The organism is Streptomyces sp. NPDC021096 (genome assembly GCF_040641275.1).
GTDB lineage: Bacteria > Actinomycetota > Actinomycetes > Streptomycetales > Streptomycetaceae > Streptomyces.
Genome location: NZ_JBFADG010000033.1, coordinates 33299 through 58864, shown reverse-complemented (window position 1 = coordinate 58864; position 25566 = coordinate 33299). Strand labels below are relative to the sequence as shown.

Below are 25566 nucleotides of genomic sequence, written 5' to 3'. Positions count from 1 at the left end.
GCAGAGGAACCTCGCCAGGGCCCGACACCTACCCCCGGGCCCCTCAGCCTGTTACGCGACCGTCCCACCCGCGTTGCGGATCACCTTCTGGAGCATCCAGCCCGTCCGGCGATTGAGGACACGCCGGAGCGCCCCACAGACCCGGCGCGGTGAAACCGTTTCGCAGGCAGGGCGGCCGGAGCCATAGGATTGGGGCGAAAGCCGTCCACCCACTACACCCACCCTTGAGGATCGCTGCATGCCTGGCATCACGCGCGAGGAGGTCGCCCACCTCGCCCGGCTGGCGCGTCTGGAGCTGAAGGACGAAGAGCTCGACCACTTCGCCGGACAGCTGGACGACATCATTGGCGCGGTCGCCCGCGTCTCCGAGGTCGCCGACCAAGACGTACCGCCGACCTCCCACCCGCTGCCCCTGACCAATGTCATGCGGCCGGACGAGGTCCGTCCGTCGCTGACCCCCGAGCAGGCGCTCTCCGGCGCCCCAGCCCAGGAGCAGCAGCGTTTCAAGGTGCCGCAGATCCTGGGGGAGGACTGACCCGCAATGACGGACATCATCAAGCTGACGGCCGCCGAGATCGCGGGGAAGATCGCCTCCGGCGAGCTCACCGCCGTCCAGGTCACCGAGGCCCATCTGGCCCGGATCGAGGCCATCGACGAGAAGGTCCACGCCTTCCTGCACGTCGACCGTGAGGGCGCGCTGGCCCAGGCCCGCGCCGTGGACGCCAAGCGGGAGCGCGGCGAGAAGCTCGGCCCGCTGGCCGGCGTCCCGCTCGCGCTGAAGGACATCTTCACCACCGAGGGCGTCCCCACCACCGTCGGCTCCAAGATCCTCGAAGGCTGGATCCCGCCGTACGACGCGACGCTCACCAAGCGTCTGAAGGACGCGGACGTCGTCATCCTCGGCAAGACCAACATGGACGAGTTCGCCATGGGGTCCTCCACCGAGAACAGCGCCTACGGCCCCACCGGCAACCCCTGGGACCTCACCAAGATCCCCGGTGGCTCCGGCGGCGGCTCCTCCGCCGCCCTGGCCGCGTACGAGGCCCCCCTGGCGATCGGCACGGACACCGGCGGTTCCATCCGCCAGCCCGCCGCCGTCACCGGCACCGTCGGCGTCAAGCCCACCTACGGCGCGGTCTCCCGCTACGGCATGGTGGCCTTCTCCTCCTCCCTCGACCAGGGCGGCCCCTGCGCCCGTACGGTCCTGGACGCGGCCCTGCTGCACGAGGTCATCGCCGGCCACGACCCGCTCGACTCGACCTCCATCGACGCCCCGGTCCCGCCGGTCGTCGAGGCGGCCCGCAACGGCTCGGTCGCCGGCATGCGCGTCGGTGTCGTCAAGCAGTTCCGCGGCGAGGGCTACCAGGCCGGTGTGCTCCAGCGCTTCGACGAGTCCGTCGAGCTCCTCAAGGAGCTGGGCGCGCAGATCGTCGAGCTGGACTGCCCCTCCTTCGACCTGGCGCTGGCCGCGTACTACCTGATCGCGCCGTCCGAGTGCTCCTCGAACCTGGCCCGCTTCGACGCCATGCGCTACGGCCTGCGGGTCGGCGACGACGGCACGAAGTCGGCCGAGGAGGTCACCGCGCTCACCCGTGAGGCCGGCTTCGGCCCCGAGGTCAAGCGCCGCGTCATGCTCGGCACGTACGCGCTCAGCTCCGGCTACTACGACGCGTACTACGGCTCCGCGCAGAAGGTCCGCACGCTCATCACGCGCGACTTCGAGGCGGCCTTCGAGCAGGTCGACGTGATCGTCTCGCCGACCACGCCGACCACCGCCTTCGCGATCGGCGAGCGCGCCGACGACCCGATGGCGATGTACCTCGCGGACCTGTGCACGATCCCGACCAACCTGGCGGGCAACGCGGCCATGTCGCTGCCGTGCGGCCTCGCGCCTGAGGACGGGCTCCCCGTCGGTCTGCAGATCATCGCTCCCGCCATGAAGGACGACCGGCTCTACAAGGTCGGTGCCGCGGTCGAGGCCGCGTTCACCGAGCGCTGGGGCCACCCGATTCTCGAGGAGGCACCGTCGCTGTGACCGACAAGAAGAGCGCGCTGACCAAGGCCAAGGGCTTCAAGAAGTCCAAGGCCGGCACGTACCTGTCCATCGGCACCACGCTGTTCGGCGCGGTGAGCGTCATCAAGCAGGCGAAGAAGGCCCGCGGCGAGCAGGACACCCTCCAGCTCGTCGACGCGGTCGTCTCCGCCGCCGCCATCGCCACCGGCGTCGCCCTGCTCGTCCGTGAGCTGCGCCGCATGAACAGCGACGACGTCCTCGCGGGCTGAGCCGGGACTGAGAGGTTAGTTTTCCGTGACCGTCACTGAACTGGTGTCGTACGAGGAGGCGCTTGCCACCTACGAGCCCGTCATGGGCCTCGAGGTGCACGTCGAGCTCGGCACCAAGACGAAGATGTTCTGTGGGTGCTCCACCGAGCTGGGCGCCGAGCCCAACTCGCAGACCTGCCCCACCTGCCTCGGCATGCCCGGCTCCCTGCCGGTCGTCAACGCCACGGCCGTCGAGTCGGCCGTGAAGATCGGTCTCGCGCTGCACTGCGAGATCGCCGAATGGTGCCGCTTCGCCCGGAAGAATTACTTCTATCCGGACATGCCGAAGAACTTCCAGACCTCCCAGTACGACGAGCCGATCGCCTTCAACGGCTACCTGGACGTCCAGCTGGAGGACGGCGAGATCTTCCGCGTGGAGATCGAGCGCGCGCACATGGAGGAGGACACCGGCAAGTCGACCCACGTCGGCGGTGCCACCGGCCGTATCCACGGCGCGTCCCACTCCCTGCTCGACTACAACCGGGCCGGCATCCCGCTCATCGAGATCGTCACCAAGCCGATCACCGGTGCGGGCGAGCGCGCCCCGGAGGTCGCCAAGGCGTACGTCGCCGAGCTGCGTGAGCTCATCAAGGCGCTCGGCGTCTCCGAGGCCCGCATGGAGATGGGCCAGATGCGCTGCGACGTCAACCTGTCGCTGATGCCGAAGGGCGCCGAGAAGTTCGGCACCCGCAGCGAGACGAAGAACGTCAACTCGCTGCGCTCGGTCGAGCGCGCCGCGCGCTTCGAGATCCAGCGGCACGCCGCGGTGCTGGGCGCCGGCGGCACGATCGTGCAGGAGACCCGGCACTTCCACGAGGAGGACGGCTCCACGACGTCGGGCCGCATCAAGGAAGAGGCCGAGGACTACCGCTACTTCCCCGAGCCGGACCTGGTGCCGGTGGCCCCCTCGCGCGAGTGGGTCGAGGAGCTGCGGGGCACCCTGCCCGAGCTGCCGCGCGTGCGCCGCAACCGGCTCCGCGAGGAGTGGGGCGTCTCGGAGCACGACATGCAGTCGATCCTCAACGCGGGCGCCGTCGACCTGATCGCCGCCACGATCGAGGCGGGCGCCGACGCCGCGTCCGCCCGCAAGTGGTGGATGGGCGAGGTGTCCCGCCGGGCCAACGAGGCCGGCGTCGACCTCGCCTCGATGGAGATCACCCCCGAGCAGGTCGCCCGGGTGTGCGCGCTGGTCGCCGAGGGCTCCCTCAACGACAAGCTGGCCCGCCAGGTCATCGAGGGCGTGCTCGCGGGCGAGGGCGCCCCGGACGAGGTCGTCGAGAAGCGCGGCCTGAAGGTCGTCTCCGACGAGGGCGCGCTGGGCACGGCCGTGGACGAGGCCATCGCGGCCAACGCGGGCATCGCCGACAAGATCCGCTCCGGCAAGGTCGCGGCGGCGGGTGCGCTCGTCGGCGCGGTCATGAAGGCCACCCGGGGCCAGGCGGACGCCGCGCGCGTCCGTGAGCTGATCCTGGAGAAGCTGGGCGTCGAGGGCTAGCCCCTCCGTCGTCAACGCGAGACCGATGGCCGTCCCTCCTCGGAGGGGCGGCCATCGGTCTGTGGCCGGACGGGCGGTACGGCTGGAATCAGCCTCTATGGCCCGTGGTTGGCCTGAATCAATCCATACGCCCCCCACGGGCCGAAACGGTCCGGCATGATCGCGGCAGCGGGCCGGTCCGTGCCCGCATTTCGGATTTCTGGGGGTAGGGAACATGCGACGGTTCAGGACAGGACTGGCGGCGCTCGTGCTGGCGGGCGCCGGGCTCGCGGCCACGCTGCCGGCGGGGACGGCCGTGGCGGCGGGGGTGCCGACGGCGGCAGCGGCGGCCTGCGCGGCCGACTGGGGGAGTCAGCCCAAGGTCAGCACCGACACCGACTACAAGCCGCTGCGGGACATCAGGACCGGCCGGCACGAGTGCTACGACCGCATGGTCTTCGACATCCTCGGCCCGGACGCCAAGGGCCCCATCGGCTACCGCGTGGGCTACGTCGACCAGATGCACCAGGACGGCTCGGGCGATGTGATCCCGGTGAGCGGCGGCGCCATCCTCGAGGTGCGGGTGGCCGCGCCCAGCTACGACCCGGCCACCGGTGCCCCGGTCTACGACGGCAAGGCCAGGCAGCCGCTGCCGGGCGTGAACCTCACCGGCTACCGGACCTTCCAGGACGCCCGCTTCGGCGGCAGCTTCGAGGGCGACACCCAGGTCGGCCTGGGCGTACGGGCCCGGCTGCCGTTCCGGGTGTTCCAGGAGGGCAACCGCATCGTGGTGGACGTGGCCCACGCCTGGCGCGGCTTCCGCTGAGCACCGTGACGGGCGGTCGGGAATCCGCTACGGAGTGACATAAAGCCGGGCGGACAGTGGTATAACCCACAAAAGAGACAAAGGATCTTTCCCTACTGCCACAGTGGTCAGGCAGAGGGCCTGTAGAGGCCTTCTGCCCAGTGCTCACCCACGCTCAGCGGTCGGAACCACGGGTCACGCCCCGGCGAGAACGACGCGATACCCGGGAAGCAGGTTATGACCTCACTTGCCCGGTGGTGCCTGCGCCGCCGCTTCGCCGTCGTCATCCTGTGGCTGGCCGTTCTCGCCGGTACGACTCTCGCGGCGACCCTGGCCGGGTCCGCGTACTCCAACGACTACCGCGTGCCCGGCACCGAGTCCTCCCGCGCCACCGCCATGATGGACAAGGCCTTCCCCGGCCGGGGCGGCGACGACACGATCGTCTGGCACACCGACCGGGGCACCGTGCGCGCCGCCGACGTCGAACGGCGCATGACCGCCACGCTGCACGAGATCGCCGCCCTGCCCGGAGTGGCCTCGGTGGACAGCCCGTACGGCGACGCCGGCAGCGCGCGGATCAGCCCCGACCGGCACACCGCGTACGCAGCCCTCACCTTCGACGACGCCACCGGCGACCCCGATCCCGCGCAGGTGAAGAAGGTCGTCGAGACCGCACGCAAGGCGGCGACCGGAAACCTCCAGGTCGCGCTCGGCGGCACCGGCATCGCCTCCGCCGAGGGCTCGGGCGGGCACCTCAGCGAGATCATCGGCATCGTGGTGGCCGCGGTGGTCCTGCTGATCGTCTTCGGTTCGCCGGCGGCGAGCGCGCTGCCCATCGCCACGGCCGTCGTGGGCGTGGGCACCGCCTCCATGGTCACCGCCCTGCTCGGCCATGTGATGAAGGTGGCCGACTTCGCCCCCATGCTGGGCACTCTGATCGGCCTCGGGGTGGGCATCGACTACGCGCTGTTCATCGTCACCCGGCACCGGCGCGGCCTCAAGCAGGGACTGCCGGTCCACCTCGCCGCCGAACGGGCCGTCGCCACGACCGGCCGGGCCGTCGTCTTCGCCGGCGGAACGGTGTGCGTGGCGCTGCTCGGCATGCTGATCCTGCGGCTGAGCTTCCTCAACGGCGTGGCCATCGCGGCCTCGCTCACCGTCGTGCTGACCGTGGCCGCCTCCGTCACGCTCCTGCCCGCCCTCCTCGGCGTCATCGGCGAGCGCGCCCTCAGCCGCAAGGAGCGCCGCCGGCTGGCCGAGAACGGCCCGCGGCCCGATGTGCCCACCGGGCTGGCCGCCCGCTGGTCGGCGTTCGTCGAGCGCCACCCCAAGCTGCTGGGCGCGCTGGCCGCGGCCGTGATGCTGGTCCTGGCCCTGCCGACGCTCTCGCTGCACCTGGGCACCTCCGACCAGGGCAACCAGCCGGAGACCCGCACCACCCGCCAGGCCTACGACATGCTCGCCGCGGGCTTCGGCCCCGGCGTCAACGGCCCCCTCACGCTCGTGGCACCGCTGGACAGCGCGGCCCACAGCCTCGCCTTCAACAAGCTCCCCGACACCCTCCGCCACACCCCGGGCGTCGCCTCCGTGAGCCCCTCCGCGCTGAACGGCAGCGGCGACACCGGCGTCATCACCGTCGTCCCCACCACCTCCCCGCAGTCCCGCGACACCAGCGACCTCGTCGACCGGCTGCGCACGACCGTCCTGCCCAAGGCCACCGGCACCACCGGCCTGGAGGTCCGCGTCGGCGGACTGACGGCGAGCTACGACGACTTCGCCGGCGTGATACTGGGCAAGCTCCCGGTGTTCGTCGGCACGGTGGTGGGCCTGGGCTGTCTGCTGCTGCTCCTGGCCTTCCGCAGCATCGGCATACCGCTGAAGGCCGCCGCGATGAACATCGCCGCCGTGGCCTCCTCCTTCGGCCTCATCGTGGCGATCTTCCAGTGGGGCTGGGGCAGCGGCCTGCTCGGCCTGGGCGGGGCGGGGCCCATCGAGCCCTTCCTGCCCGTCGTCATGGTCTCCGTGCTCTTCGGCCTGTCGATGGACTACCAGGTCTTCCTGGTCAGCCGCATGTACGAGGAGTGGCTGGCCACGCGCGACAACACCCGTGCCGTCCGCGTCGGCCTCGCCGAGACCAGCCGCGTGATCAACTCTGCGGCGGTCATCATGATCTCGGTCTTCCTGGCCTTCGTGCTCAGCGGCGACCGGGTGATCGCGATGTTCGGCATCGGACTGGCCTCGGCCGTGGCCCTGGACGCCTTCGTCCTGCGGACGCTGCTGGTCCCGGCCCTGATGCACATGCTGGGCGGTGCGAACTGGTGGCTGCCCGGCTGGCTGGAGCGCCTCCTGCCGCGCATCAGCATCGAGCCGCCGGAGGAGCCGGCGCACCCGCTGCCCCCGGTCACCGTGGCGCAGCAGGGAGACCGTACGGACGAGCCGGCCGGGGCCGTGCCGCTGCGCGGGTGAGCCGGCCGGACCGGCGGGCGCTCAGCTGCGCCGGGGCCGGATCACCACGCATCCGGAGTCGAGGTCGATGGGTCCCTTGCCCGGGTCGTCGTCCCCGACGTCGTCGCGGCTCAGCTCGAGGCGGTTGAGCTCTTCCTCGGTGTGCTTCCGGCCCGGTGCGAACACTTCCTCGAACACATTGAACATGGCACCTTCCGTTCTGTCAGGTCACCTTGAGCCGCAGCAGCCGATCGTCGTCCGGGGCCGGGGTGCCCCGGCCGTCGGTGTTGCTCGTCGTCAGCCACAGGCCACCGTCCCCCGTGGGAACAACTGTCCGCAATCGCCCGAAGTTCCCGCGCAGGAAGGCCCGGGGAGCCGCCTCCACCGCCGCCTCGCGCAGCGGGATCCGCCACAGCCGTTCGCCGCGCAGGGCCGCCAGCCACAGGGCGCCGTCCGCGTAGGCCAGGCCGCTCGGCGAGGCGTCGGCCGTCCGCCACTGCCACACCGGGTCCCTGAACCCGGCCCGGCCCGCCTTGCCCTCGGCCTCCGGCCAGCCGTAGTTGCCGCCCGGCTCCACCAGATTGAGCTCGTCCCAGGTGTTCTGGCCGAACTCCGAGGCCCACAGCCGCTTGTCCGCGTCCCACGCCAGGCCCTGCACATTGCGGTGCCCGTAGCTGTAGACGACCGAGGCCGCGTCCGGATTGCCGGGCGCCGGGCGGCCCTCGGGGGTCATGCGCAGGATCTTGCCGCCCAGCGAGGACCTGTTCTGGGCGAGCTCGCGCCGGCCGCCCTCGCCCGTACCGGCGTAGAGCATCCCGTCCGGGCCGAAGGCGAGGCGGCCGCCGTTGTGGACGGTGCCCTTGGGGATGCCGGGCAGGATCGTTTCGGGCGCGCCCAGCCGCTGCCCCTCGGGGCGTCTGTCGTCGACCGCCATGCGCACCACGCGGTTGTCCGAGCCGGTGGTCAGATAGGCGTACAGCGCCGGGTCGGTGGCGTAGCCGGGCGGCACGGCGAGGCCCAGCAGCCCGCCCTCGCCCGCCGCGGCCACGCCCGGCACCGTGCCCAGCGGGCTCTGCCGGCCGTCCGTCGCGGAGACGCGGACGACCTTGCCCGTGTCGCGCGAGCCCACCAGCAGGTCGCCGCCCGGCAGCACGGCCACGCCCCACGGCGACGCGAGCTTGTCCGTGACCGTGCCGGCCACCTCGGCCGAGCCCTCGGCGGGTCCGTCCGGGGACGTCGGCCCGGCCGTGGCGGACCGCGTCGGCGCGCCGCCGGAGGTCGAGCCGCCGGAACAGCCCGTGGCCATCAGCAGCGCGGAAACGGCCAGCGTGGCCGGAGCGGTCAGGCGTCGCACGGCGGAGCTCTCCTCTCGTGGGAGCGGACCCCTCCTTGATACACCCCGTCAGTCCCAGGACCCCATCGCACGGGGCAGCGCCGCGATCTCGGCGAAGTCCTCACCCGTCAGCCGCAGTCCGGCTGCGGCGGCGTTCTGCACCGCCCACCGCGCCTTCTTCGTCCCCGGCACCGGCACCACGTGCCGCCCCTGCGCCAGCACCCACGCCAGCGCGACCTGCGCGGCGGTGGCGTCGTGGCGCCGCGCGACGCGCCGCAGACCGGCGACTATCGGCTGGTTGGCGGCCATCATCTCCGCCGTGAAGCGCGGGTGCCGGGCCCTGACGTCCTCCGGCTCGAAGCCCTGGCCCGGGGTGAGGGTGCCACTGAGGAAACCATTCCCCAGGGGCATCGCCGCCAGCAGCCCCACCCCCCGCGAGGCGCACCACGGCACCAGCCGCTCCAGCGCCTCCCGCGACCACACCGACAGCTCCGCCTGCACACAGCTCACCGGGAAGACCTGCTGCACCCGCTCCAGCTGCCGGATCGTCGCGTCGTACATCCCCGCACCCGCCCCGGCCGGCGCGCCGTATCTGCGCCGGGCCCGCGCGCCGATCGCGCACCAGCCCAGCGCCCTGACCTTCCCCGCGGAGACCAGCTCCGCCATCGCCCCCCACGTCTCCTCGACCGGCACCTCCGGGTCCGGGCGGTGCAACTGGTAGAGGTCGATGACATCGGTCTGCAGCCGCCGCAGCGAGGCGTCGCACGCCCGCTTCACATAGCCCGGGCGCCCGTTGGCGACCACGTGCTGCTCGCCCACCAGCAGCCCGCACTTGGTCGATATGAACGCCTCCGAGCGCCGCTCCCGCAACACCCGCCCCACCAGCAACTCATTGGTGAACGGCCCGTACATGTCGGCGGTGTCCAGCAGGCTGGCGCCGGCGTCGAGGGCCGCGTGGACCGTGCGCAGCGCGCCCTCGCCGCTCTGCTGGGAGGCCGTGTACGCCCAGTGCATCGGCATGCACCCGAGGCCGATCGCACCCACTTCGAGCGCCGTAGCACCGATTGTCCTGCGCTCCACCGGCCGTACCCCTCCCGTTCCTCGCCCCCAAAGTAACCTCTGCCTCCGAAGCCACTTCGCATAGCCTCCAGACATGAGCGCAGATCACAGCGGTTCCCGCAGGCCACTCGTCTGGCTGCCGATCCGTCCCGAGGAGATCGACGGCCTCCCCGAAGACCTGGAGTACGCCTACTGGAACGGCGGCCCCGACTACCCCACGGATCCCGCGCGCTGCGCCTTCTACGTCGTTCCCTACATGAAGGGCGCCGCGGTGGAGACGCGTCCGCTGTCGCAGATGACGGGCGTTCGGGTGGTGCAGACCCTCACCGCGGGGGTCGAGAACCAGCTGCCGCACCTGGACCGGCTGCCGTCGGGCGCGCGGCTGTGCAACGCCCGCGGGCTGCACGACGCGAGCACGGCCGAGCTGGCCCTGACCCTCGTCCTCGCCTCCCTGCGCGACGTCCCCGGCTTCGTAAGGGCGCAGGACGCGGGGGAGTGGCGGCCGGAGTTCCGCCCGGCGCTCGCCGACAAGTCGGTGCTCATCGTCGGCTACGGCTCGATCGGTTCCGCCGTCGAGGACCGGCTCGCGCCCTTTGAGTGCGCGCGGGTCGTGCGCGTCGCGCGCTCCGAGCGCACAGCAGCACGCGGCCGGGTCCACGCGGTCGCCGCCCTGCCGGAGTTGCTGCCCGACGCCGATGTGGTGATCCTCGTGACGCCGCTCACCGACGAGACCCGCGGCCTCGTGGACGCCGGCTTCCTCGCCCGGATGAAGGACGGCGCGCTCCTGGTGAACGTCGCCCGGGGAGCCGTCGTCGACACCGCGGCGCTCCTGGCCGAGCTCGGGAGCGGCCGGCTGCGCGCGGCACTGGACGTGACCGACCCCGAACCGCTGCCCGCCGGTCACCCGCTGTGGACGGCCCCCGGCGTCCTCATCACCCCTCACGTGGGCGGTCCCTCGTCGGCATTTCTGCCCCGCGCCAAGGCCCTCCTGCGCGATCAACTGGCCAGATTCGCACTGGACGAGCCTCTGCGGAATGTCGTAGCCGCCGCCGTCTGATACCACGTAGAGGCACCATTTGGCTGCGCTCCGTATCCGTAATCCGGTAGCTAGTTACGCTATGTATATGAGCTATGTCCCTGAGTGACGAGTCTGGTGTATCGTCCCGACGGGGGCTGCTCCGCGCACCGTACGGGCGCAGCGAGGTACCGGAACTCGAGGGGGGCGACGGGCGATGCACGGCCAATGGACGATCTACCCGACGCGGCTCAAGCACCGAATGCGACCACGCCGCGTGGCGACCCCGCCCCGGTGGCTCCCACGGTCCGGCGCGCTCGGGACGGCGGCGCGGTGAGCGCCCCAGGAGCGGCCCTGACCCGCCGGACCGCACCCGCCGGCGGCCCGGGCGTGTTCCCGCAGCTCTTCCTCGCCGTCGTCTGCGGCGGCTACGCCACCGGCGCCGTCTTCGGCTGGGGATCGGCCGAGCTGGCCGCCACCATGGGCGACTTCGGCCTCAGCGGAGCCGCCGGCCTCGCCGCCACCTCCTGCTTCTGGTACGGGCGCACGCGCAGTACCCGCTTCCGGCCCGCCTGGCTGCTGTTCGCCGCCTCCTCCGCGATGGCCGGCTTCGGCAACTTCGTCTGGGGCTGGTACGAGGTCGTCCTGGGCCGGCACGTGCCGAGCCCCTCCCCGGCGGACTTCTGCTTCCTGCTCTTCGCGCCGCCCGCCATCATCGGCCTGCTGGTGCTCGCCCGCCGCCCGGTCACCCGGGCCGGCTGGGTCTGCCTGGCGCTGGACTCCTGGCTGATCGGCGGCTCGCTGCTGACGCTCTCCTGGAGCCTGGCCCTCGCCCACACCGCGCACTTCGCGGGCGAGACCGTGGCCCACGCCGCGCTCTCCCTCGCCTACCCGCTGCTGGACATCGTCCTGGTGTCCATGGTGCTGGCGCTGCACTTCAAGCGCTCCTCCGCCAACCGCTCCGCCATCAACACCGCCATCGCGGCCCTGGCCCTGACCGTCCTGTGCGACGCGCTGTTCACCTCGCCGCTGCTGCAGGCCAATTACCGCTCCGGGCAGATCCTCGACGCCGGCTGGTTCGCCGGCTACATGCTGATGGCGTACGCCCCCTGGGTGGCCCGCGAGGAGGGGGAGGAGGCCGTCGGCAAGCGCGGTCCCGCGCTCCCCTCCACCCGGCCCATCGCCGGCTCCCTCGCCGCCCTGACGCCGTACCTGGCCGCCGCCGTCTGCACCCTGGGCATCCTGTACAACGTCCTGGACGGCCACCACGTCGACCGGGTCGTGCTGTTCACGGGCTGTACGGTCGTCCTGGCGCTGGTCGTGCGCCAGGGCATCATGCTGCTGGACAACATCTCCCTCACCCAGGAGCTGGCCCAGAAGGAGAACCACTTCCGCTCCCTGGTGCAGGGCTCCAGCGACGTCATCATGATCGCCGCGCCCACCGGCATACTGCGCTACGTCAGCCCCGCCGCCGCCGGGGTCTACGGCCGCGACGCCGAGGAGCTCGTCGGCTCCGAACTGGCCACGCTCATCCACCCCGAGGACCTGGGCCGGGTCGTCCACGAGGTGCGCCGCTTCCTCGCCGCGCCGCCCGCCGAGGAGCCCACCACCCGCATCGAGTGCCGCTTCCGCTCCGGCAGCGGCGACTGGCTCAACGTCGAGTCCACCGTCAACCGCCACCACGGCGGGCTGATCTTCAACAGCCGCGACGTCACCGAACGGGTGCGGCTGCAGGCCCAGTTGCAGCACACCGCCGAGCACGACCCGCTCACCGACCTGCCCAACCGCGCCCTGTTCACCCGGCGCGTCCAGCAGGCGCTCGCCGGCCGCAGAGTGACCGACGCCGGCACCGCCGTGCTCTTCATCGACCTCGACGGCTTCAAGGCCGTCAACGACACCGTCGGTCACCAGGCCGGCGACGAACTGCTGGTCCAGGCCGCCCGCCGGCTCCAGGACTCGGTGCGCGCCGGGGACTCCACCGCCCGCTTCGGCGGCGACGAGTTCGCCGCGCTCATCATCGGCGACGGCACCCGCGACGCCGCCGCCCGCGAGTACCGCATCCTGGAGATCGCCGACCGGCTCCGGCTCACCCTCTCCCAGCCCTACCTGGTCGAGGGCGGCACCGAGGTCCGCGTCGCCGCCAGCATCGGCGTCGCCTTCGCGGAGCCCGACATCACCCCCGGCACCCTCATGCGCAACGCCGACCTGGCGATGTACCGCGCGAAGCAGGCCGGCAAGGGCCGCGTCGAGCTGTACGCCCCGCAGATGCAGGCCGACGTCGTGCGCCGCACCGAGCTCGCCAGCCGGCTGCGCACCGCCCTGCACGACGGCGAGTTCGCCCTGCTGCACCAGCCCGTCGTCGAGCTGGCCACCGGCCGCATCACCGCGGTGTGCGCCCAGGCCCGCTGGCGCTCCGCCCAGGGCATCCTCTTCACCCCCGACGAATTCCTGCGGGTGGCCGAGCTGGACCGCGGCGACGAGAGCGCCCGCACCGCCGAGCTGGGCCGCTGGACCCTGGAGAAGGCCGTCGAGCAGGCCGACGCGCGCCGCCGCGCCGGCCACACCGCGCCCGTGTACGTACGACTGTCCGCCGCCCGGCTGCTGGACAAGTCGCTGCCGCCCAAGAACATCGAGGCGATCGTCCTGCGCCACGGCCTGCCCGCCGGCTCCCTCGTCCTGGAGCTGTCCGGCAGCGACCCGCGCGTGCCGCTGGACGAGCTGGAGCGCCGGCTGGTGTCGCTGCGCCGCTTCGGGGTGCGCATCGCGCTCGACGGCTTCGGCAGCGGCTACGCCGCCGTGAGCGCCCTGCGGCGGCTGCCCATCGACGTGCTCAAGCTGGACCGGGGCCTGGTCGACGGGGTGGCCGAGTCCGCCCGGCTGCACAAGATCACCGCGGGGCTGCTGCGGATCGCCGGCGACCTCGGCATGCAGTCCGTCGCCGACGGCGTGGACGAGCCCGAGCAGGCCCGCGCCCTGCTGGCCATGGGCTGCACCCACGGCCAGGGCGTGGCCTTCGCCGGCGCCCTCGACGAGCACCGGCTGCGGCACGCCCTCGATGGCCCGCCGTACACCCTCCCGAGTGAACCTCCGGAGGCCGGGAACGAGGTGCTCGTCGGGGGTGCGCTGCCCGTGCGCTCGGGGGTCGTGGGCGGCGCGGGAGCCCTGGCCCATGCTCCATTGCGCTCAAATAATGAGACGCCCGTCCCACCCACTTGACACTTCAGGTGCCACAGAGGGAGGGTCGTTTCCATGCGCACCCGAATTCTCGTACTTGGAAAGCGCGTCGGCTGAAGCAGGCCACTGAAGATCCTGCTGACCATACCGACGCGCTCCCCTCGCTTGCCTCACGGCACGAGGGGTTTTTTGTTGCACCGACACCCGTCGAAGTCGCACTGACACCCATCGAAACCGTCGAATCCGAAGCCTTCGAGAAGAGAATGTCGATGACAGAGCAGGCCACCGGGGCCCATCATCATCCGCAGCCGCGGGCCCGTACCGGCGGGGCGCAGCAGCCCGCCATCGTCGAGCACCTCACCGGTGCGCAGTCCCTCATCCGCTCGCTGGAAGAGGTGGGGGCCGACATCGTCTTCGGCATTCCCGGCGGCGCGATCCTGCCCGCGTACGACCCGATGATGGACTCCTCGAAGGTCCGCCACGTCCTCGTCCGCCACGAGCAGGGCGCCGGCCACGCGGCCACCGGCTACGCCCAGGCCACCGGCAAGGTCGGCGTCTGCATGGCCACCTCCGGCCCGGGCGCCACCAACCTGGTCACGCCCATCGCCGACGCGCACATGGACTCCGTCCCGCTGGTGGCCATCACCGGCCAGGTCTCGTCGAAGTCGATCGGTACGGACGCCTTCCAGGAGGCGGACATCTGCGGCATCACCATGCCGATCACCAAGCACAACTGGCTGGTCACCGACCCCGCGCTGATCCCGCGCACCATCGCCGAGGCCTTCCACGTCGCCTCCACCGGACGCCCCGGCCCGGTGCTGGTCGACATCGCCAAGGACGCCCTGCAGGCGCGCACCACCTTCGTGTGGCCGCCCCAGACCGACCTGCCCGGCTACCGCCCCGTCACCAAGCCGCACGCCAAGCAGATCCGCGAGGCCGCCAAGCTGATCGCCCAGGCCGAACGCCCGGTGCTCTACGTCGGCGGCGGCGTGCTGAAGGCCAGGGCCACCGCCGAGCTCAAGGTCTTCGCCGAGCTGACCGGCGCCCCCGTCACCACCACCCTGATGGCCCTGGGCGCCTTCCCCGACAGCCACCCCCAGCACCTGGGCATGCCCGGCATGCACGGCTCGGTCGCCGCGGTCACCGCGCTGCAGAAGGCCGACCTGATCGTCGCCCTCGGCGCCCGCTTCGACGACCGCGTCACCGGCAAGCTCGACTCCTTCGCCCCGTACGCGAAGATCGTCCACGCGGACATCGACCCGGCCGAGATCGGCAAGAACCGCACCGCCGACGTGCCGATCGTCGGCGACGCCCGGGAGGTCCTCGCCGACCTGATCGTCGCGGTCCAGCACGAGCAGGCCGAGGGCCACGTCGGCGACTACGGCGACTGGTGGACGGACCTGAACCGCTGGCGCGAGACCTACCCCCTGGGCTACGACCAGCCCGAGGACGGCAGCCTCTCCCCGCAGCAGGTCATCCAGCGCATCGGGCAGCTCGCCCCGCAGGACACCATCTACACCGCGGGTGTGGGCCAGCACCAGATGTGGGCCGCGCACTTCATCGACTACGAGCAGCCGCGGACCTGGCTCAACTCCGGCGGCGCCGGGACGATGGGCTACGCCGTGCCCGCCGCGATGGGCGCCAAGGCCGGCATGCCGGACCGTACGGTCTGGGCCGTCGACGGCGACGGCTGCTTCCAGATGACCAATCAGGAACTGGTCACCTGCGCGCTGAACGACATCCCCGTCAAGGTCGCCATCATCAACAACGGCGCGCTGGGGATGGTCCGCCAGTGGCAGACCCTCTTCTACAACCAGCGCTACTCCAACACCGTGCTCCACGCCGGTCCCGCCGTCTCCAACGGCGGCACCGCCACCGGCCCCGGCACCGAGCCCTGCGCCGGCACCCGCGTCCCGGACTTCGTCAAACTCGCCGAGGCCATGGGCTGCGTGGGGCTGCGGTGCGAGGACCCGGCGGAGCTGGACTCGGTCATCGAGCAGGCCAACGCCATCAACGACCGTCCCGTCGTGGTGGACTTCATCGTCCACCAGGACGCCATGGTCTGGCCGATGGTCGCCGCCGGCACCTCCAACGACGAGATCCTCGCGGCCCGCGGCGTGCGCCCGGACTTCGACGGCATCGACGACGACTGACCGGCAGCGACGACCGAGAGAGAGTCCCCAGACCCATGACCAAGCACACCCTCTCCGTCCTGGTGGAGAACACCCCCGGCATCCTCGCCCGCGTCGCCGCGCTGTTCTCCCGCCGCGGCTTCAACATCGACTCCCTGGCCGTCGGGGTGACCGAGCACCCCGACATCTCCCGCATCACGATCGTCGTCAACGTCGAGTCGCTGCCGCTGGAACAGGTCACCAAACAGCTCAACAAGCTCGTCAACGTGCTGAAGATCGTCGAGCTCGAGGACAGCGCCGCCATCCAGCGGGAGCTGGTCCTGGTGAAGGTCCGCGCCGACAACGAGACCCGCTCCCAGATCGTCGAGATCGTCCAGCTCTTCCGCGCCAAGACCGTCGACGTCTCCCCGGAGGCCGTCACCATCGAGGCCACCGGCGGCAGCGACAAGCTCGGCGCCATGCTCAAGATGCTGGAACCGTTCGGCATCAAGGAGCTGGTCCAGTCCGGGACGATCGCCATAGGGCGCGGCGCGCGGTCCATCACGGACCGCAGCCTGCGCGCCCTGGACCGCTCGGCCTGAGCCGGCCGTCTCGCACAGCAGTACCCGAAAACCTTTCCGCACCCGCCCGTCATACGGTGGGACGTACCACCGGACACACCGGAAACCAAGGAGAAAAACCCAGTGGCTGCCGAGCTCTTCTACGACAACGACGCCGATCTCTCCATCATCCAGGGCCGCAAGGTCGCGGTCCTCGGCTACGGCAGCCAGGGCCACGCCCACGCGCTGTCCCTGCGCGACTCGGGCGTCGACGTCCGCGTGGGCCTCCACGAGGGTTCGAAGTCCAAGGTGAAGGCCGAGGAGCAGGGCCTGCGCGTCGTCACCCCGGCCGAGGCGGCCGCCGAGGCCGACGTCATCATGATCCTCGTGCCGGACCCGATCCAGGCGAAGGTCTACGAGGAGTCCGTCAAGGACAACCTCAAGGACGGCGACGCCCTCTTCTTCGGCCACGGCTTCAACATCCGCTTCGGCTTCATCAAGCCCCCGGCCGGCGTCGACGTCTGCATGGTCGCCCCCAAGGGCCCCGGCCACCTGGTGCGCCGCCAGTACGAGGAGGGGCGCGGCGTGCCCTGCATCGCCGCCGTCGAGCAGGACGCCTCCGGCAACGCCTTCGCGCTGGCGCTCTCCTACGCCAAGGCCATCGGCGGCACCCGCGCCGGCGTCATCAAGACGACCTTCACCGAGGAGACCGAGACCGACCTGTTCGGTGAGCAGGCCGTGCTGTGCGGCGGTGCCTCCGCGCTGGTGAAGGCCGGCTTCGAGACGCTGGTCGAGGCGGGCTACCAGCCGGAGATCGCCTACTTCGAGTGCCTGCACGAGCTCAAGCTCATCGTCGACCTGATGTACGAGGGCGGCCTGGAGAAGATGCGCTGGTCGGTCTCCGAGACCGCCGAGTGGGGCGACTACGTCACCGGCCCGCGGATCGTCAACGACCAGACCAAGGCCGAGATGAAGAAGGTCCTGGGCGAGATCCAGGACGGCACCTTCGCCAACAACTGGATGAAGGAGTACCAGGCCGGTCTGCCGAAGTACAACGAGTACAAGAAGGCGGACGAGGACCACCTCCTGGAGACCACGGGCAAGAAGCTGCGCAAGCTGATGAGCTGGGTCGACGACAAGGAGTGAGCCGCGTTTCCCGGGCGCCGGGCGGGCACGCCGTGCCCGCCCGGCGCCCGGGGCCGGTCCACCGTGCGCGATGTTCTGCTCGGCGCCACTCCTCCGACGGGTGACGTTTCCATATCGGCGCAGGCCCGGGCCTCTTCCCCCGATACACTGCGGAGCACAAACGCGTCAGGCTCACAGCGTCGTGCGTCTTCCACGCGGCTGCCCCCTTCACCGCCTTCGGCCGTCGGGACGGCCGTCCGCGAAGGACTAGTGAGGACTGAGACCACGTGAGCCCTGCTTCGTCTCGTAAACCCGTCGTACTCATCGCCGAAGAGCTCTCGCCCGCCACGGTCGAGGCACTGGGTCCGGACTTCGAGATCCGGCACTGCAACGGCGCGGACCGTGCCGAGCTGCTGCCCGCCGTCGCCGACGTCGACGCGATCCTCGTGCGCTCCGCCACCAGGATCGACGCCGAGGCGGTCGCCGCCGCGAAGAAGCTGCGGGTCGTCGCCCGCGCCGGGGTCGGCCTGGACAACGTCGACGTCTCCGCCGCCACGAAGGCCGGCGTGATGGTCGTCAACGCCCCGACGTCCAACATCGTCACCGCCGCCGAGCTGGCGTGCGGCCTCCTCATCGCCACCGCCCGCAACATCCCGCAGGCCAACTCCGCGCTGAAGAACGGCGAGTGGAAGCGGTCGAAGTACACCGGCGTCGAGCTCTCCGAGAAGGTCCTCGGCGTCGTCGGGCTCGGCCGCATCGGCGTCCTCGTCGCCCAGCGGATGTCCGCGTTCGGCATGAAGGTCGTCGCCTACGACCCGTACGTACAGCCCGCGCGGGCCGCCCAGATGGGCGTGAAGCTGCTGTCCCTGGACGAGCTGCTGGAGATCGCGGACTTCATCACCGTCCACCTGCCGAAGACCCCCGAGACGCTCGGGCTCATCGGCGACGACGCGCTGCACAAGGTCAAGCCGTCGGTCCGCCTCGTCAACGCCGCGCGCGGCGGGATCGTCGACGAGGCGGCCCTGGCCACCGCGCTGAAGGAGGGCCGGGTCGCCGCCGCGGGCCTGGACGTCTACGCCTCCGAGCCGTGCACCGACTCCCCGCTGTTCGAGTTCGACAACGTGGTCGCCACCCCGCACCTGGGCGCCTCCACGGGCGAGGCCCAGGAGAAGGCGGGCATCGCGGTCGCCAAGTCCGTGCGGCTGGCGCTCGCCGGCGAGCTGGTGCCGGACGCGGTCAACGTCCAGGGCGGCGTCATCGCCGAGGACGTCAAGCCGGGGCTGCCGCTCGCCGAGAAGCTCGGCCGGATCTTCACCGCGCTCGCGGGCGAGGTCGCGGTGCGCCTGGACGTCGAGGTCTACGGCGAGATCACCCAGCACGACGTGAAGGTGCTCGAACTGTCCGCGCTCAAGGGCGTGTTCGAGGACGTCGTCGACGAGACGGTCTCCTACGTCAACGCCCCGCTGTTCGCGCAGGAGCGCGGCGTCGAGGTGCGGCTGACCACGGGCTCCGAGTCGCCGGACCACCGCAACGTGGTGACCGTGCGCGGCACTCTCTCCGGCGGCGACGAGGTGTCCATCTCGGGCACGCTGGCCGGCCCGAAGAACCTGCAGAAGATCGTCGCGGTGGGCGAGCACGACGTGGACCTGGCGATGGCCGACCACATGGCGTTCCTGCGGTACGAGGACCGGCCGGGCGTGGTCGGCACGGTGGGCCGCATCCTCGGCGAGGCGGGCATCAACATCGCCGGCATGCAGGTGTCGCGGGCGACGGAGGGCGGCGAGGCGCTGGTCGCGCTGACGGTCGACGAGTCGATTCCGGCACCGGTGCTCGCGGAGATCGCCGGGGAGATCGGCGCGGCGTCGGCCCGCGCGGTGAACCTCACGGACTGACGGACGCGCAACGCACCCGGGCCCGGCCGTCCCCTCACGGGGGGCGGCCGGGCCCGTCGCGTTGCGTGGCACGCGCGTGCGCTCAGCGGCTCGGGGCGTCGGCGTACTCGTTGCGGGCGGCGGCGTCGGCCGGGGCCGCCCCGGCCTCGCCGGGGGCGGTGTTCCGCAGGAAGGTCGCGGCGGCGAGTCCCGCGAGGGCCAGGAGGACGGCCCCGCCGAGGGAGGCGACGGTCATGCCGTGCGTGAAGGCCTCACGGGCCGCGCCGAGCACCGATTCGCCCGTGCTGCGCGGCAGTCGGGCCGCTGTCCCGACCGCACCGCCGAGCGTCTCGCGGACCGCGCCCAGCGCGTCGTGCGGCAGGCCCGCCGGCAGCGAGCCGTCCAGGTCGTGGCGGTAGACGGCCGTGCCGACGCAGCCGAAGACCGCCATGCCCAGGGCGTTGCCGAACTCCTGCCCCGTCTCCAGCAGCGAGGCGGCCGTCCCCGCCTTCTCGTCCGGGGCCGTGGTCAGCGCCATGTCCGAGGCGGGCGCCATGACGGTGACGATGCCGACGGCGATGAGGGCGGCGCCGGTCAGGGCCGTGGCCAGTGAGGCGGTGTCCGCCAGGGCCAGCACGCCGTAGCCGAGGGCGCCGACGAGGAAGCCGGCGGCGATGACGTGGGCCCGGTGCGCCTTCTGGGCCGCCGTCGTCGCGACCGGGGCCACCGCGGCCACCGCCAGCGAGGGGACCAGGCCCCACAGGGCGGCCTCCAGCGGGCTCTTGCCGAGCACGCTCTGCAGGTACTGCGTGGTGAAGTAGGCGGAACCCATCATGCCGATCGAGGCGAGGGTGTTGAGGGCGATGCCGGCGCCGAAGGCGCGGTGCCGGAACAGCTCACGGCTGATCATCGCGTCGCGGCGGGTGCGCTGACGGCGGACGAAGACATGGCCGACGGCCAGGCCCGCGGCGACGCACGCGGCCATCGGCAGGCTGAACCCGTCGGCCGCGATCTCCTTCAGCCCGTAGATCACGGGCAGCACCGCGCCCATCGACAGCGGCACGCTCACCAGGTCGAACGCGCCGGGCTCCGGGTCCTTGTGCTCGGGCACGAGGACGGGCACGAGCACCAGCAGCAGCGCCATCGCGGGCACGTTGATCAGGAAGACCGAGCCCCACCAGAAGTGCTCCAGCAGCACGCCGCCCACCACGGAGCCCAGCGCGATGCCGCCCGCCATGGCCCCCGACCAGATGCCGACCGCCTTGCTGCGCTCCTTCTCGTCGCGGAACAGGCTGCGCACCAGGGCCATCGTCGACGGCATCAAGGTGGCGCCGCCGATGCCCAGCACCGCGCGGGCCGCGATGAGCGTCTCGGCGTTCTGCGCGTAGGCGGCCGCCACGGACGCCGCGCCGAAGGCCGCGGCCCCGAACAGCAGCAGCTTGCGGCGGCCTATCCGGTCGCCGAGCGAGCCCATCGTGATCAGCAGTCCGGCGAGCGCGAAGGCGTAGACGTCGAAGATCCACAGCTGCTGGGTGCCGGTGACGGCGAGCTCCTCGCTGATGACCGGGACCGCGTAGAAGAGGACGGAGACGTCCATGGAGACCAGAAGGAGGGGCAGCAGGAGGACGACGAAGGCCGTCCACTCCTTGCGTCCGGCGAGAGGTGCGCTGGAGTTCGTCATGCCGAGGAATATACGGGCGTCTTAAACGCTTGTCTAGAACGCTTGTATAAGACGTGCGTCTGGAACGGGTGTATGGGGCCGCGTTAGGCTGCCCGGCATGGGACATCGCGAAGATCTGCTCGACGGCGCCAAGCGCTGCCTGCTCGACAAGGGGTGGGTGCGCACGACCGCGCGCGACATCGTGGCCGCCTCCGGTGCCAACCTCGCCTCGATCGGCTACCACTACGGCTCGAAGGACGCCCTGATGATGGAGGCGTTCCTCAAGCTGACCGAGGACTGGGGCGAGGGGATGACCCGGGCCCTGGCCGACGTCGCCGAGTCCGGAGCCTCCCGCGAGGAGCACCTCGCGGCCGTCATCGACGGCGTCATCGCGAGCTTCGAGGGGGACCGCCGGTTCTGGGCCGCCCAGCTGGAGGTGATCGGGCAGCTGGGCAACCACCCCGAACTCAGGGAGCGGTTCGCCTCGATGCTGCCCCAGGGGAGGGAGGGGCTGGTCGCCGTCTTCGAGGGCGTGGACGACACCGAGGTCCCGGACGAGGCGGCGCGCACCGCCGGCTATGTGTACTACTCCCTGTTCACCGGGCTGTGGGTGCAGTGGCTCATCGATCCGCAGGGAACGCCCACGGGCCGGGACGTCGTCGAGGGGATGCGCCGGGCGGTGGACGGAACCGTTCTGGGGGCGCCACCGAAATAGCGTTGCGCGACGGCGGTCTGACGGGGCGTACTGGACGTAACCGGGATGTATCCGCTGTACTGGTTGCCCGAGGACACCAGTACTTATGTCTGGGAGGTTTCTCATGACAGGGACCGGCACCCACTCCACCGCGCCGTCGGCGCCCGCCTTCCCCCAGGACCGCAGCTGTCCGTACCACCCGCCCGCCGGCTATCCCGAGCTCGCGGCGCGCGGGCCGGTGGGCCGCATGACCCTCTTCGACGGCCGCGAGGTGTGGGCCGTGACCGGACACGCCGAGGCCCGCGCCCTGCTGGCCGACCCACGGCTCTCCTCCGACCGGAAGAATCCTTCCTTCCCCGTGATCGTGCCGCGCGCGGCGGACCAGGCCAGGGTCGCCATCCCGCTCCTGGGCTTCGACGACCCCGAACACGCCCGCCAGCGCCGCATGCTGATCCCGAGCTTCAGCCTCAAGCGCGTCGCCGCCATGCGCCCGCACGTGCAGGAGATCGTGGACGGCCGCATCGACGCCATGCTCGCGGGCGGCGACCGGGCCGAACTCGTCTCCGCCTTCGCCCTGCCCGTCCCGTCGATGGTCATCTGCCATCTCCTCGGCGTCCCCTACGCCGACCACGACTTCTTCGAGGCCCGCTCCCGCGCGCTGCTCGCCTCGCCCACCGCCGCGGAGTCCGGGGCCGCGCGCGAGGAGCTGCGCGCGTACCTCCACCGCCTCGTCGACGCCAAACAGGACCCGGCCGCCACCCCCGGCGACGGCCTCCTCGACGCGTTCATCGCCGAACGGCTCGCCGCGGGCCGGCTCGACCGCGACGAACTCGTCCTGATGGCCCTGATACTGCTGGTCGCCGGCCACGAGACCACCGCGAACATGATCGCCCTCGGCACGTACACCCTCCTCGAACACCCCGAACAGCTGGCCGCGTTGCGCGCCGATCCCACGCTGATGCCCGGTGCCGTCGAGGAGCTGCTGCGCTATCTGTCCATCGCCGACGGCATGGTCCGCGTCGCCACCGAGGACATCGAGCTCGCCGGCCACACCATCCGCGCGGGCGACGGCGTCCTGCTGCCCACCTCCGTCATCAACCGCGACGCCACCACCTACGAACGCCCCGACGCCCTCGACGTCCAGCGCTCCGCCCGGCACCACGTCGCCTTCGGCTACGGCGTCCACCAGTGCCTCGGCCAGAACCTGGCCCGCGCGGAGATGGAGATCGCCCTCACCACCCTCTTCGCCCGTATCCCCACCCTGCGCCTCGCCGTTGCTCCTGACGAGGTGCCCATCAAGCCCGGCGACACCCTGCAGGGCCTCTACGCACTGCCGGTCACCTGGTGACCGGGGAAACGGAGTACCGCATGCGCGTCAGTATCGACTCCGACCTCTGCATCGGCTCGGGCATGTGCGCCCTGACCGCGCCGGGAGTCTTCGACCAGGACGACGACGGCTTCGGCACCGTGCGGCCCGGCCGCGAGGACGGCGCCGGCGACCCGCTCGTCAAGGAGGCGGCCCGCGGCTGTCCGGTCCGGGCCGTCACCGTCGAGGAGTAGGGCTACGGCTGCCGCAGCCGGGCCGCCTTGAGCGTCATGTGCAGCAGCAGACGGTCCTCGCCGTCGTCCAGATCGAGGCCCGTGAGCTGCTCCACGCGGCCCAGGCGGTAGTAGAGGGTCTGCCGGTGGATGCCGAGGGCCGCCGCCGCGCGTCCCGCCTGGCCCGCGCAGTCGAGATAGACCTCGGCCGTGCGGGCCAGCTCGGTGTGGGCCGCAGCCAGCAGCGGCAGCACCGCCGGGTCCGCCGTGCGCTCCGTCGACAGCCCGGTCAGCACCCGGTACGGGCCGATCCCCGCCCACTCGGCCACCGGCCCCAGCCTGCGCTCCGCCCCCGCGGCCCGGGCCGCCGCCAGGGCCTCCGCCCAGGCGTCCGGCAGCTCCGCCAGCCCCTTGCGGGGCGTGCCGATGCCGGCCGCGGCCAGGGCCGGCGCGACCTCCGGCCGACCCGCCCGCGGCGAGCGCAGCAGCCGGTCGGCCGCCGCCATGGCCGGGGCGGGGGAGGAGACCGCGCGCAGCCGGATCAGGGCGGCCAGCGCCGCCGAGCCGTCCGGCAGCGCCGCCGGCACCGCGCACATCGCGGCCACCCCCGACTGGGTGGCCAGCGACGGGCCCCCGGCGTCCGGGCCCGGCTGGTCCGCGTCGCCGTCCTCGCCCGCCGCTCGCCACGGCGCGACCGCGACCAGCGCCAGCGGGCCGTCCGCCGCCGTGCCCAGGGCCTCGCGCAGCGCGCCGCGCGCCACCTCGCGGCCGGCCGGGCGGGCGGTCAGCAGCTCCCGCAGCAGCTCGCCCAGCTCGGCACCGGCCCGGGCCTCGGCCGCCAGCAGCGCCCCGATCCGGGCGGCGCTCTCCATCGCCTGCGCCAGCCGCGGGTCAGCGAAGGGCATGCTCAGGTCCAGCCCCGCCAGATGACCGTCGTCCAGCAGCCAGACGTAGCCGTGCACCACCCCGCGGTAGCGCACCGGCAGACAGATCCGGCCCCTGAACACCCCGGCCGCCGGGTCCGGCGGGATCCGCAGCGGCGCCTGGGCCCCCGCGATGCCGAACGCCTCGAACCACGCCCGCACCGCCGCCGTCGAGCGCCGCTGCAGGATCGAGCGGGTTCGCACCGGGTCCATCATCAGGTCGAGGTCCTCGTCGCCCTCGTGGGCGCCGAACGCGATGAGGACGAAGTCCCGGTCCTCCAGCGTCGCGGGAGCGCCGAGCGCCGCCGAGATCTCGTCCACGAGCTGCTGATACTCGCCACGCATGCGCGCCGTGCTCCCTTCTGTCGCCGTCGGCCCTCATTGTCATACATCTGTCTGAGATGCCGACCACGAATGCGTGACAGCTGTCGATGGTCGCGCGGTGGCGCGAACCCTACCTTTCACGTTGAGTTACTTATGCCGTCTCCCCAGGTGGGAGCGGCCGTCACCGTGGAGGTGCCCGTGCTGGGTCCCGTGATTCTCGCCGCGTCGCGCAGCGACAAAATGCGCCGCTTCGTGTCGGCCGCACCGGGCACCAAGCAGGTCGTCGACCGCTTCATCGCCGGTGAGACGGTCGACCAGGTCATTCCGATCGTGGAGGACTCGGCCGCCAAGGGCCTCGAGGTCACCCTGGACGTCGTGGGCGAGGACATCACCACGGTCGAGCAGTCCTACGCCGCCCGCGACGCCTACCTCGAGCTCATCGGGCGCCTGAAGGAGCTGGGCCTGGGCGAGCGGGCCGAGATGTCGGTCAAGCTCTCCATGTTCGGCCAGGCCCTGGAGAACGGCCACGAGCTGGCGCTCGCCAACGTCCGTCCCGTCGTCGAGGCCGCCGCCGCCATCGGCACCACGGTCACCCTGGACGCCGAGGACCACACCACCCTCGACTCGATGTTCGCCATCCACGAGGAGCTGCGGAAGGACTTCCCGCAGACCGGCTGCGTCATCCAGGCGTACCTCTTCCGCACCGAGGACGACGCCCGCCGCCTCGCCGCCGCCGGCAGCCGGGTGCGTATCGTGAAGGGTGCGTACAAGGAGCCGGCCTCCGTCGCGTACCAGGACAAGGCCGAGATCGACAAGGCGTTCGTCCGCATCGTCAAGATCCTCATGGGTGGCCTGGGCTACCCGATGATCGGATCGCACGACCCGCGCCTGATCGCCATCACCCAGGAGCTGGCCCGGCAGGCAGGGCGCAAACTGGACGAGTACGAGTTCCAGATGCTCTACGGCATCCGCAGCGACGAGCACGTCCGCCTGGCGGCCGACGGCCACCGGATGCGCGTCTACACGGCGTACGGAACCGACTGGTACGGCTACTTCATGCGCCGCCTCGCCGAGAAGCCGGCGAACCTGCTGTTCTTCGCCCGCTCCATCCTCACCAAGGGCTGAGCCCCCA

21 protein-coding genes are annotated in these 25566 nt (G+C 71.8%); 16 read left to right on the top strand and 5 right to left on the bottom strand.

The window, feature by feature from the left end; genetic code table 11:
* Nucleotides 1-238: 238 nt before the first annotated feature.
* From gatC to AB0G59_RS26895, 6 genes are all read left to right on the top strand, one after another.
* Entirely contained in the window at nt 239-535 is a 297-nt protein-coding gene (gene gatC, locus AB0G59_RS26920) for an Asp-tRNA(Asn)/Glu-tRNA(Gln) amidotransferase subunit GatC (RefSeq protein ID WP_071961876.1), read from the top strand.
* A 6-nt stretch (nt 536-541) separates the two neighbouring features.
* A complete protein-coding gene (gene gatA, locus AB0G59_RS26915; RefSeq protein WP_360916637.1) occupies nt 542-2035 on the top strand; it encodes an Asp-tRNA(Asn)/Glu-tRNA(Gln) amidotransferase subunit GatA in 1494 nt (497 codons plus the stop codon).
* A complete protein-coding gene (locus AB0G59_RS26910; protein ID WP_071961878.1) occupies nt 2032-2283 on the top strand; it encodes a hypothetical protein in 252 nt (83 codons plus the stop codon). The genes gatA and AB0G59_RS26910 overlap by 4 nt, the downstream gene beginning before the upstream one ends.
* 25 nt (nt 2284-2308) lie before the next feature.
* The gene (gene gatB / locus AB0G59_RS26905) at nt 2309-3817 is read left to right on the top strand and encodes an Asp-tRNA(Asn)/Glu-tRNA(Gln) amidotransferase subunit GatB (protein WP_360916633.1); all 1509 of its coding nucleotides are present in this window, start codon (nt 2309-2311) and stop codon (nt 3815-3817) included.
* Between the two features lie 214 nt (nt 3818-4031).
* Nucleotides 4032-4622, top strand: coding sequence for a hypothetical protein (locus tag AB0G59_RS26900; RefSeq protein ID WP_360916630.1), 591 nt, complete (start codon nt 4032-4034; stop codon nt 4620-4622).
* Nucleotides 4623-4838: 216 nt separating this feature from the next.
* Nucleotides 4839-7067, top strand: a complete 2229-nt coding sequence (locus AB0G59_RS26895) for an MMPL family transporter (protein ID WP_360916627.1) — start codon at nt 4839-4841, stop codon at nt 7065-7067.
* Nucleotides 7068-7088: 21 nt separating this feature from the next.
* Here the strand turns inward: AB0G59_RS26895 and AB0G59_RS26890 are convergent, their stop codons facing one another.
* The 3 genes from AB0G59_RS26890 to AB0G59_RS26880 form a co-directional block, all read right to left on the bottom strand.
* Nucleotides 7089-7253 (bottom strand): DUF6191 domain-containing protein, encoded by a 165-nt coding sequence (locus tag AB0G59_RS26890; RefSeq protein ID WP_177337480.1) that lies wholly within the window; start codon nt 7251-7253, stop codon nt 7089-7091.
* Between the two features lie 16 nt (nt 7254-7269).
* On the bottom strand, nt 7270-8352 hold the full coding sequence (locus AB0G59_RS26885; protein ID WP_360916645.1) for a PQQ-dependent sugar dehydrogenase: 1083 nt from the start codon (nt 8350-8352) through the stop codon (nt 7270-7272).
* 96 nt (nt 8353-8448) lie between these two features.
* Complete coding sequence (locus AB0G59_RS26880; RefSeq protein WP_360916623.1) at nt 8449-9459, bottom strand: aldo/keto reductase; 1011 nt, start codon at nt 9457-9459, stop codon at nt 8449-8451.
* A gap of 73 nt (nt 9460-9532) precedes the next feature.
* Here AB0G59_RS26880 and AB0G59_RS26875 point away from each other — a divergent pair, with 73 nt between their 5' ends.
* The 6 genes from AB0G59_RS26875 to serA all read left to right on the top strand — a co-directional run bounded on the left by AB0G59_RS26875 (nt 9533) and on the right by serA (nt 19315).
* Nucleotides 9533-10495, top strand: coding sequence for a 2-hydroxyacid dehydrogenase (locus AB0G59_RS26875; protein WP_360916620.1), 963 nt, complete (start codon nt 9533-9535; stop codon nt 10493-10495).
* A gap of 291 nt (nt 10496-10786) precedes the next feature.
* Nucleotides 10787-13669, top strand: coding sequence for an EAL domain-containing protein (locus tag AB0G59_RS26870; RefSeq protein WP_360916617.1), 2883 nt, complete (start codon nt 10787-10789; stop codon nt 13667-13669).
* A 227-nt stretch (nt 13670-13896) separates the two neighbouring features.
* Nucleotides 13897-15780, top strand: a complete 1884-nt coding sequence (locus AB0G59_RS26865; RefSeq protein ID WP_360916614.1) for an acetolactate synthase large subunit — start codon at nt 13897-13899, stop codon at nt 15778-15780.
* A 35-nt stretch (nt 15781-15815) separates the two neighbouring features.
* Nucleotides 15816-16340 carry an acetolactate synthase small subunit gene (gene ilvN / locus AB0G59_RS26860; RefSeq protein ID WP_189451234.1) on the top strand — a complete coding sequence of 175 codons (525 nt, stop codon included), beginning with the start codon at nt 15816-15818 and terminating at the stop codon, nt 16338-16340.
* A 102-nt stretch (nt 16341-16442) separates the two neighbouring features.
* A complete protein-coding gene (gene ilvC, locus AB0G59_RS26855) occupies nt 16443-17444 on the top strand; it encodes a ketol-acid reductoisomerase (protein ID WP_360916610.1) in 1002 nt (333 codons plus the stop codon).
* Nucleotides 17445-17710: 266 nt separating this feature from the next.
* Nucleotides 17711-19315 (top strand): phosphoglycerate dehydrogenase, encoded by a 1605-nt coding sequence (serA, locus tag AB0G59_RS26850; RefSeq protein ID WP_360916607.1) that lies wholly within the window; start codon nt 17711-17713, stop codon nt 19313-19315.
* Nucleotides 19316-19397: 82 nt separating this feature from the next.
* On the opposite strand, the gene AB0G59_RS26845 is transcribed toward serA, so the two are convergent.
* Entirely contained in the window at nt 19398-20975 is a 1578-nt protein-coding gene (locus tag AB0G59_RS26845; protein ID WP_360916604.1) for an MFS transporter, read from the bottom strand.
* Nucleotides 20976-21072: 97 nt separating this feature from the next.
* On the opposite strand from AB0G59_RS26845, the gene AB0G59_RS26840 reads away from it, so the two are divergent.
* From AB0G59_RS26840 to AB0G59_RS26830, 3 genes are all read left to right on the top strand, one after another.
* On the top strand, nt 21073-21669 hold the full coding sequence (locus tag AB0G59_RS26840) for a TetR/AcrR family transcriptional regulator (RefSeq protein WP_360916601.1): 597 nt from the start codon (nt 21073-21075) through the stop codon (nt 21667-21669).
* Nucleotides 21670-21772: 103 nt separating this feature from the next.
* Nucleotides 21773-22996, top strand: coding sequence for a cytochrome P450 (locus tag AB0G59_RS26835; protein ID WP_360916598.1), 1224 nt, complete (start codon nt 21773-21775; stop codon nt 22994-22996).
* Between the two features lie 20 nt (nt 22997-23016).
* A complete protein-coding gene (locus AB0G59_RS26830) occupies nt 23017-23208 on the top strand; it encodes a ferredoxin (protein ID WP_071961885.1) in 192 nt (63 codons plus the stop codon).
* 2 nt (nt 23209-23210) lie between these two features.
* Here AB0G59_RS26830 and AB0G59_RS26825 read toward each other — a convergent pair whose 3' ends face one another.
* Nucleotides 23211-24455, bottom strand: coding sequence for a helix-turn-helix domain-containing protein (locus AB0G59_RS26825; RefSeq protein WP_360916595.1), 1245 nt, complete (start codon nt 24453-24455; stop codon nt 23211-23213).
* 177 nt (nt 24456-24632) lie between these two features.
* On the opposite strand from AB0G59_RS26825, the gene AB0G59_RS26820 reads away from it, so the two are divergent.
* Nucleotides 24633-25559, top strand: coding sequence for a proline dehydrogenase family protein (locus AB0G59_RS26820; protein ID WP_360916642.1), 927 nt, complete (start codon nt 24633-24635; stop codon nt 25557-25559).
* Nucleotides 25560-25566 lie beyond the last annotated feature (7 nt).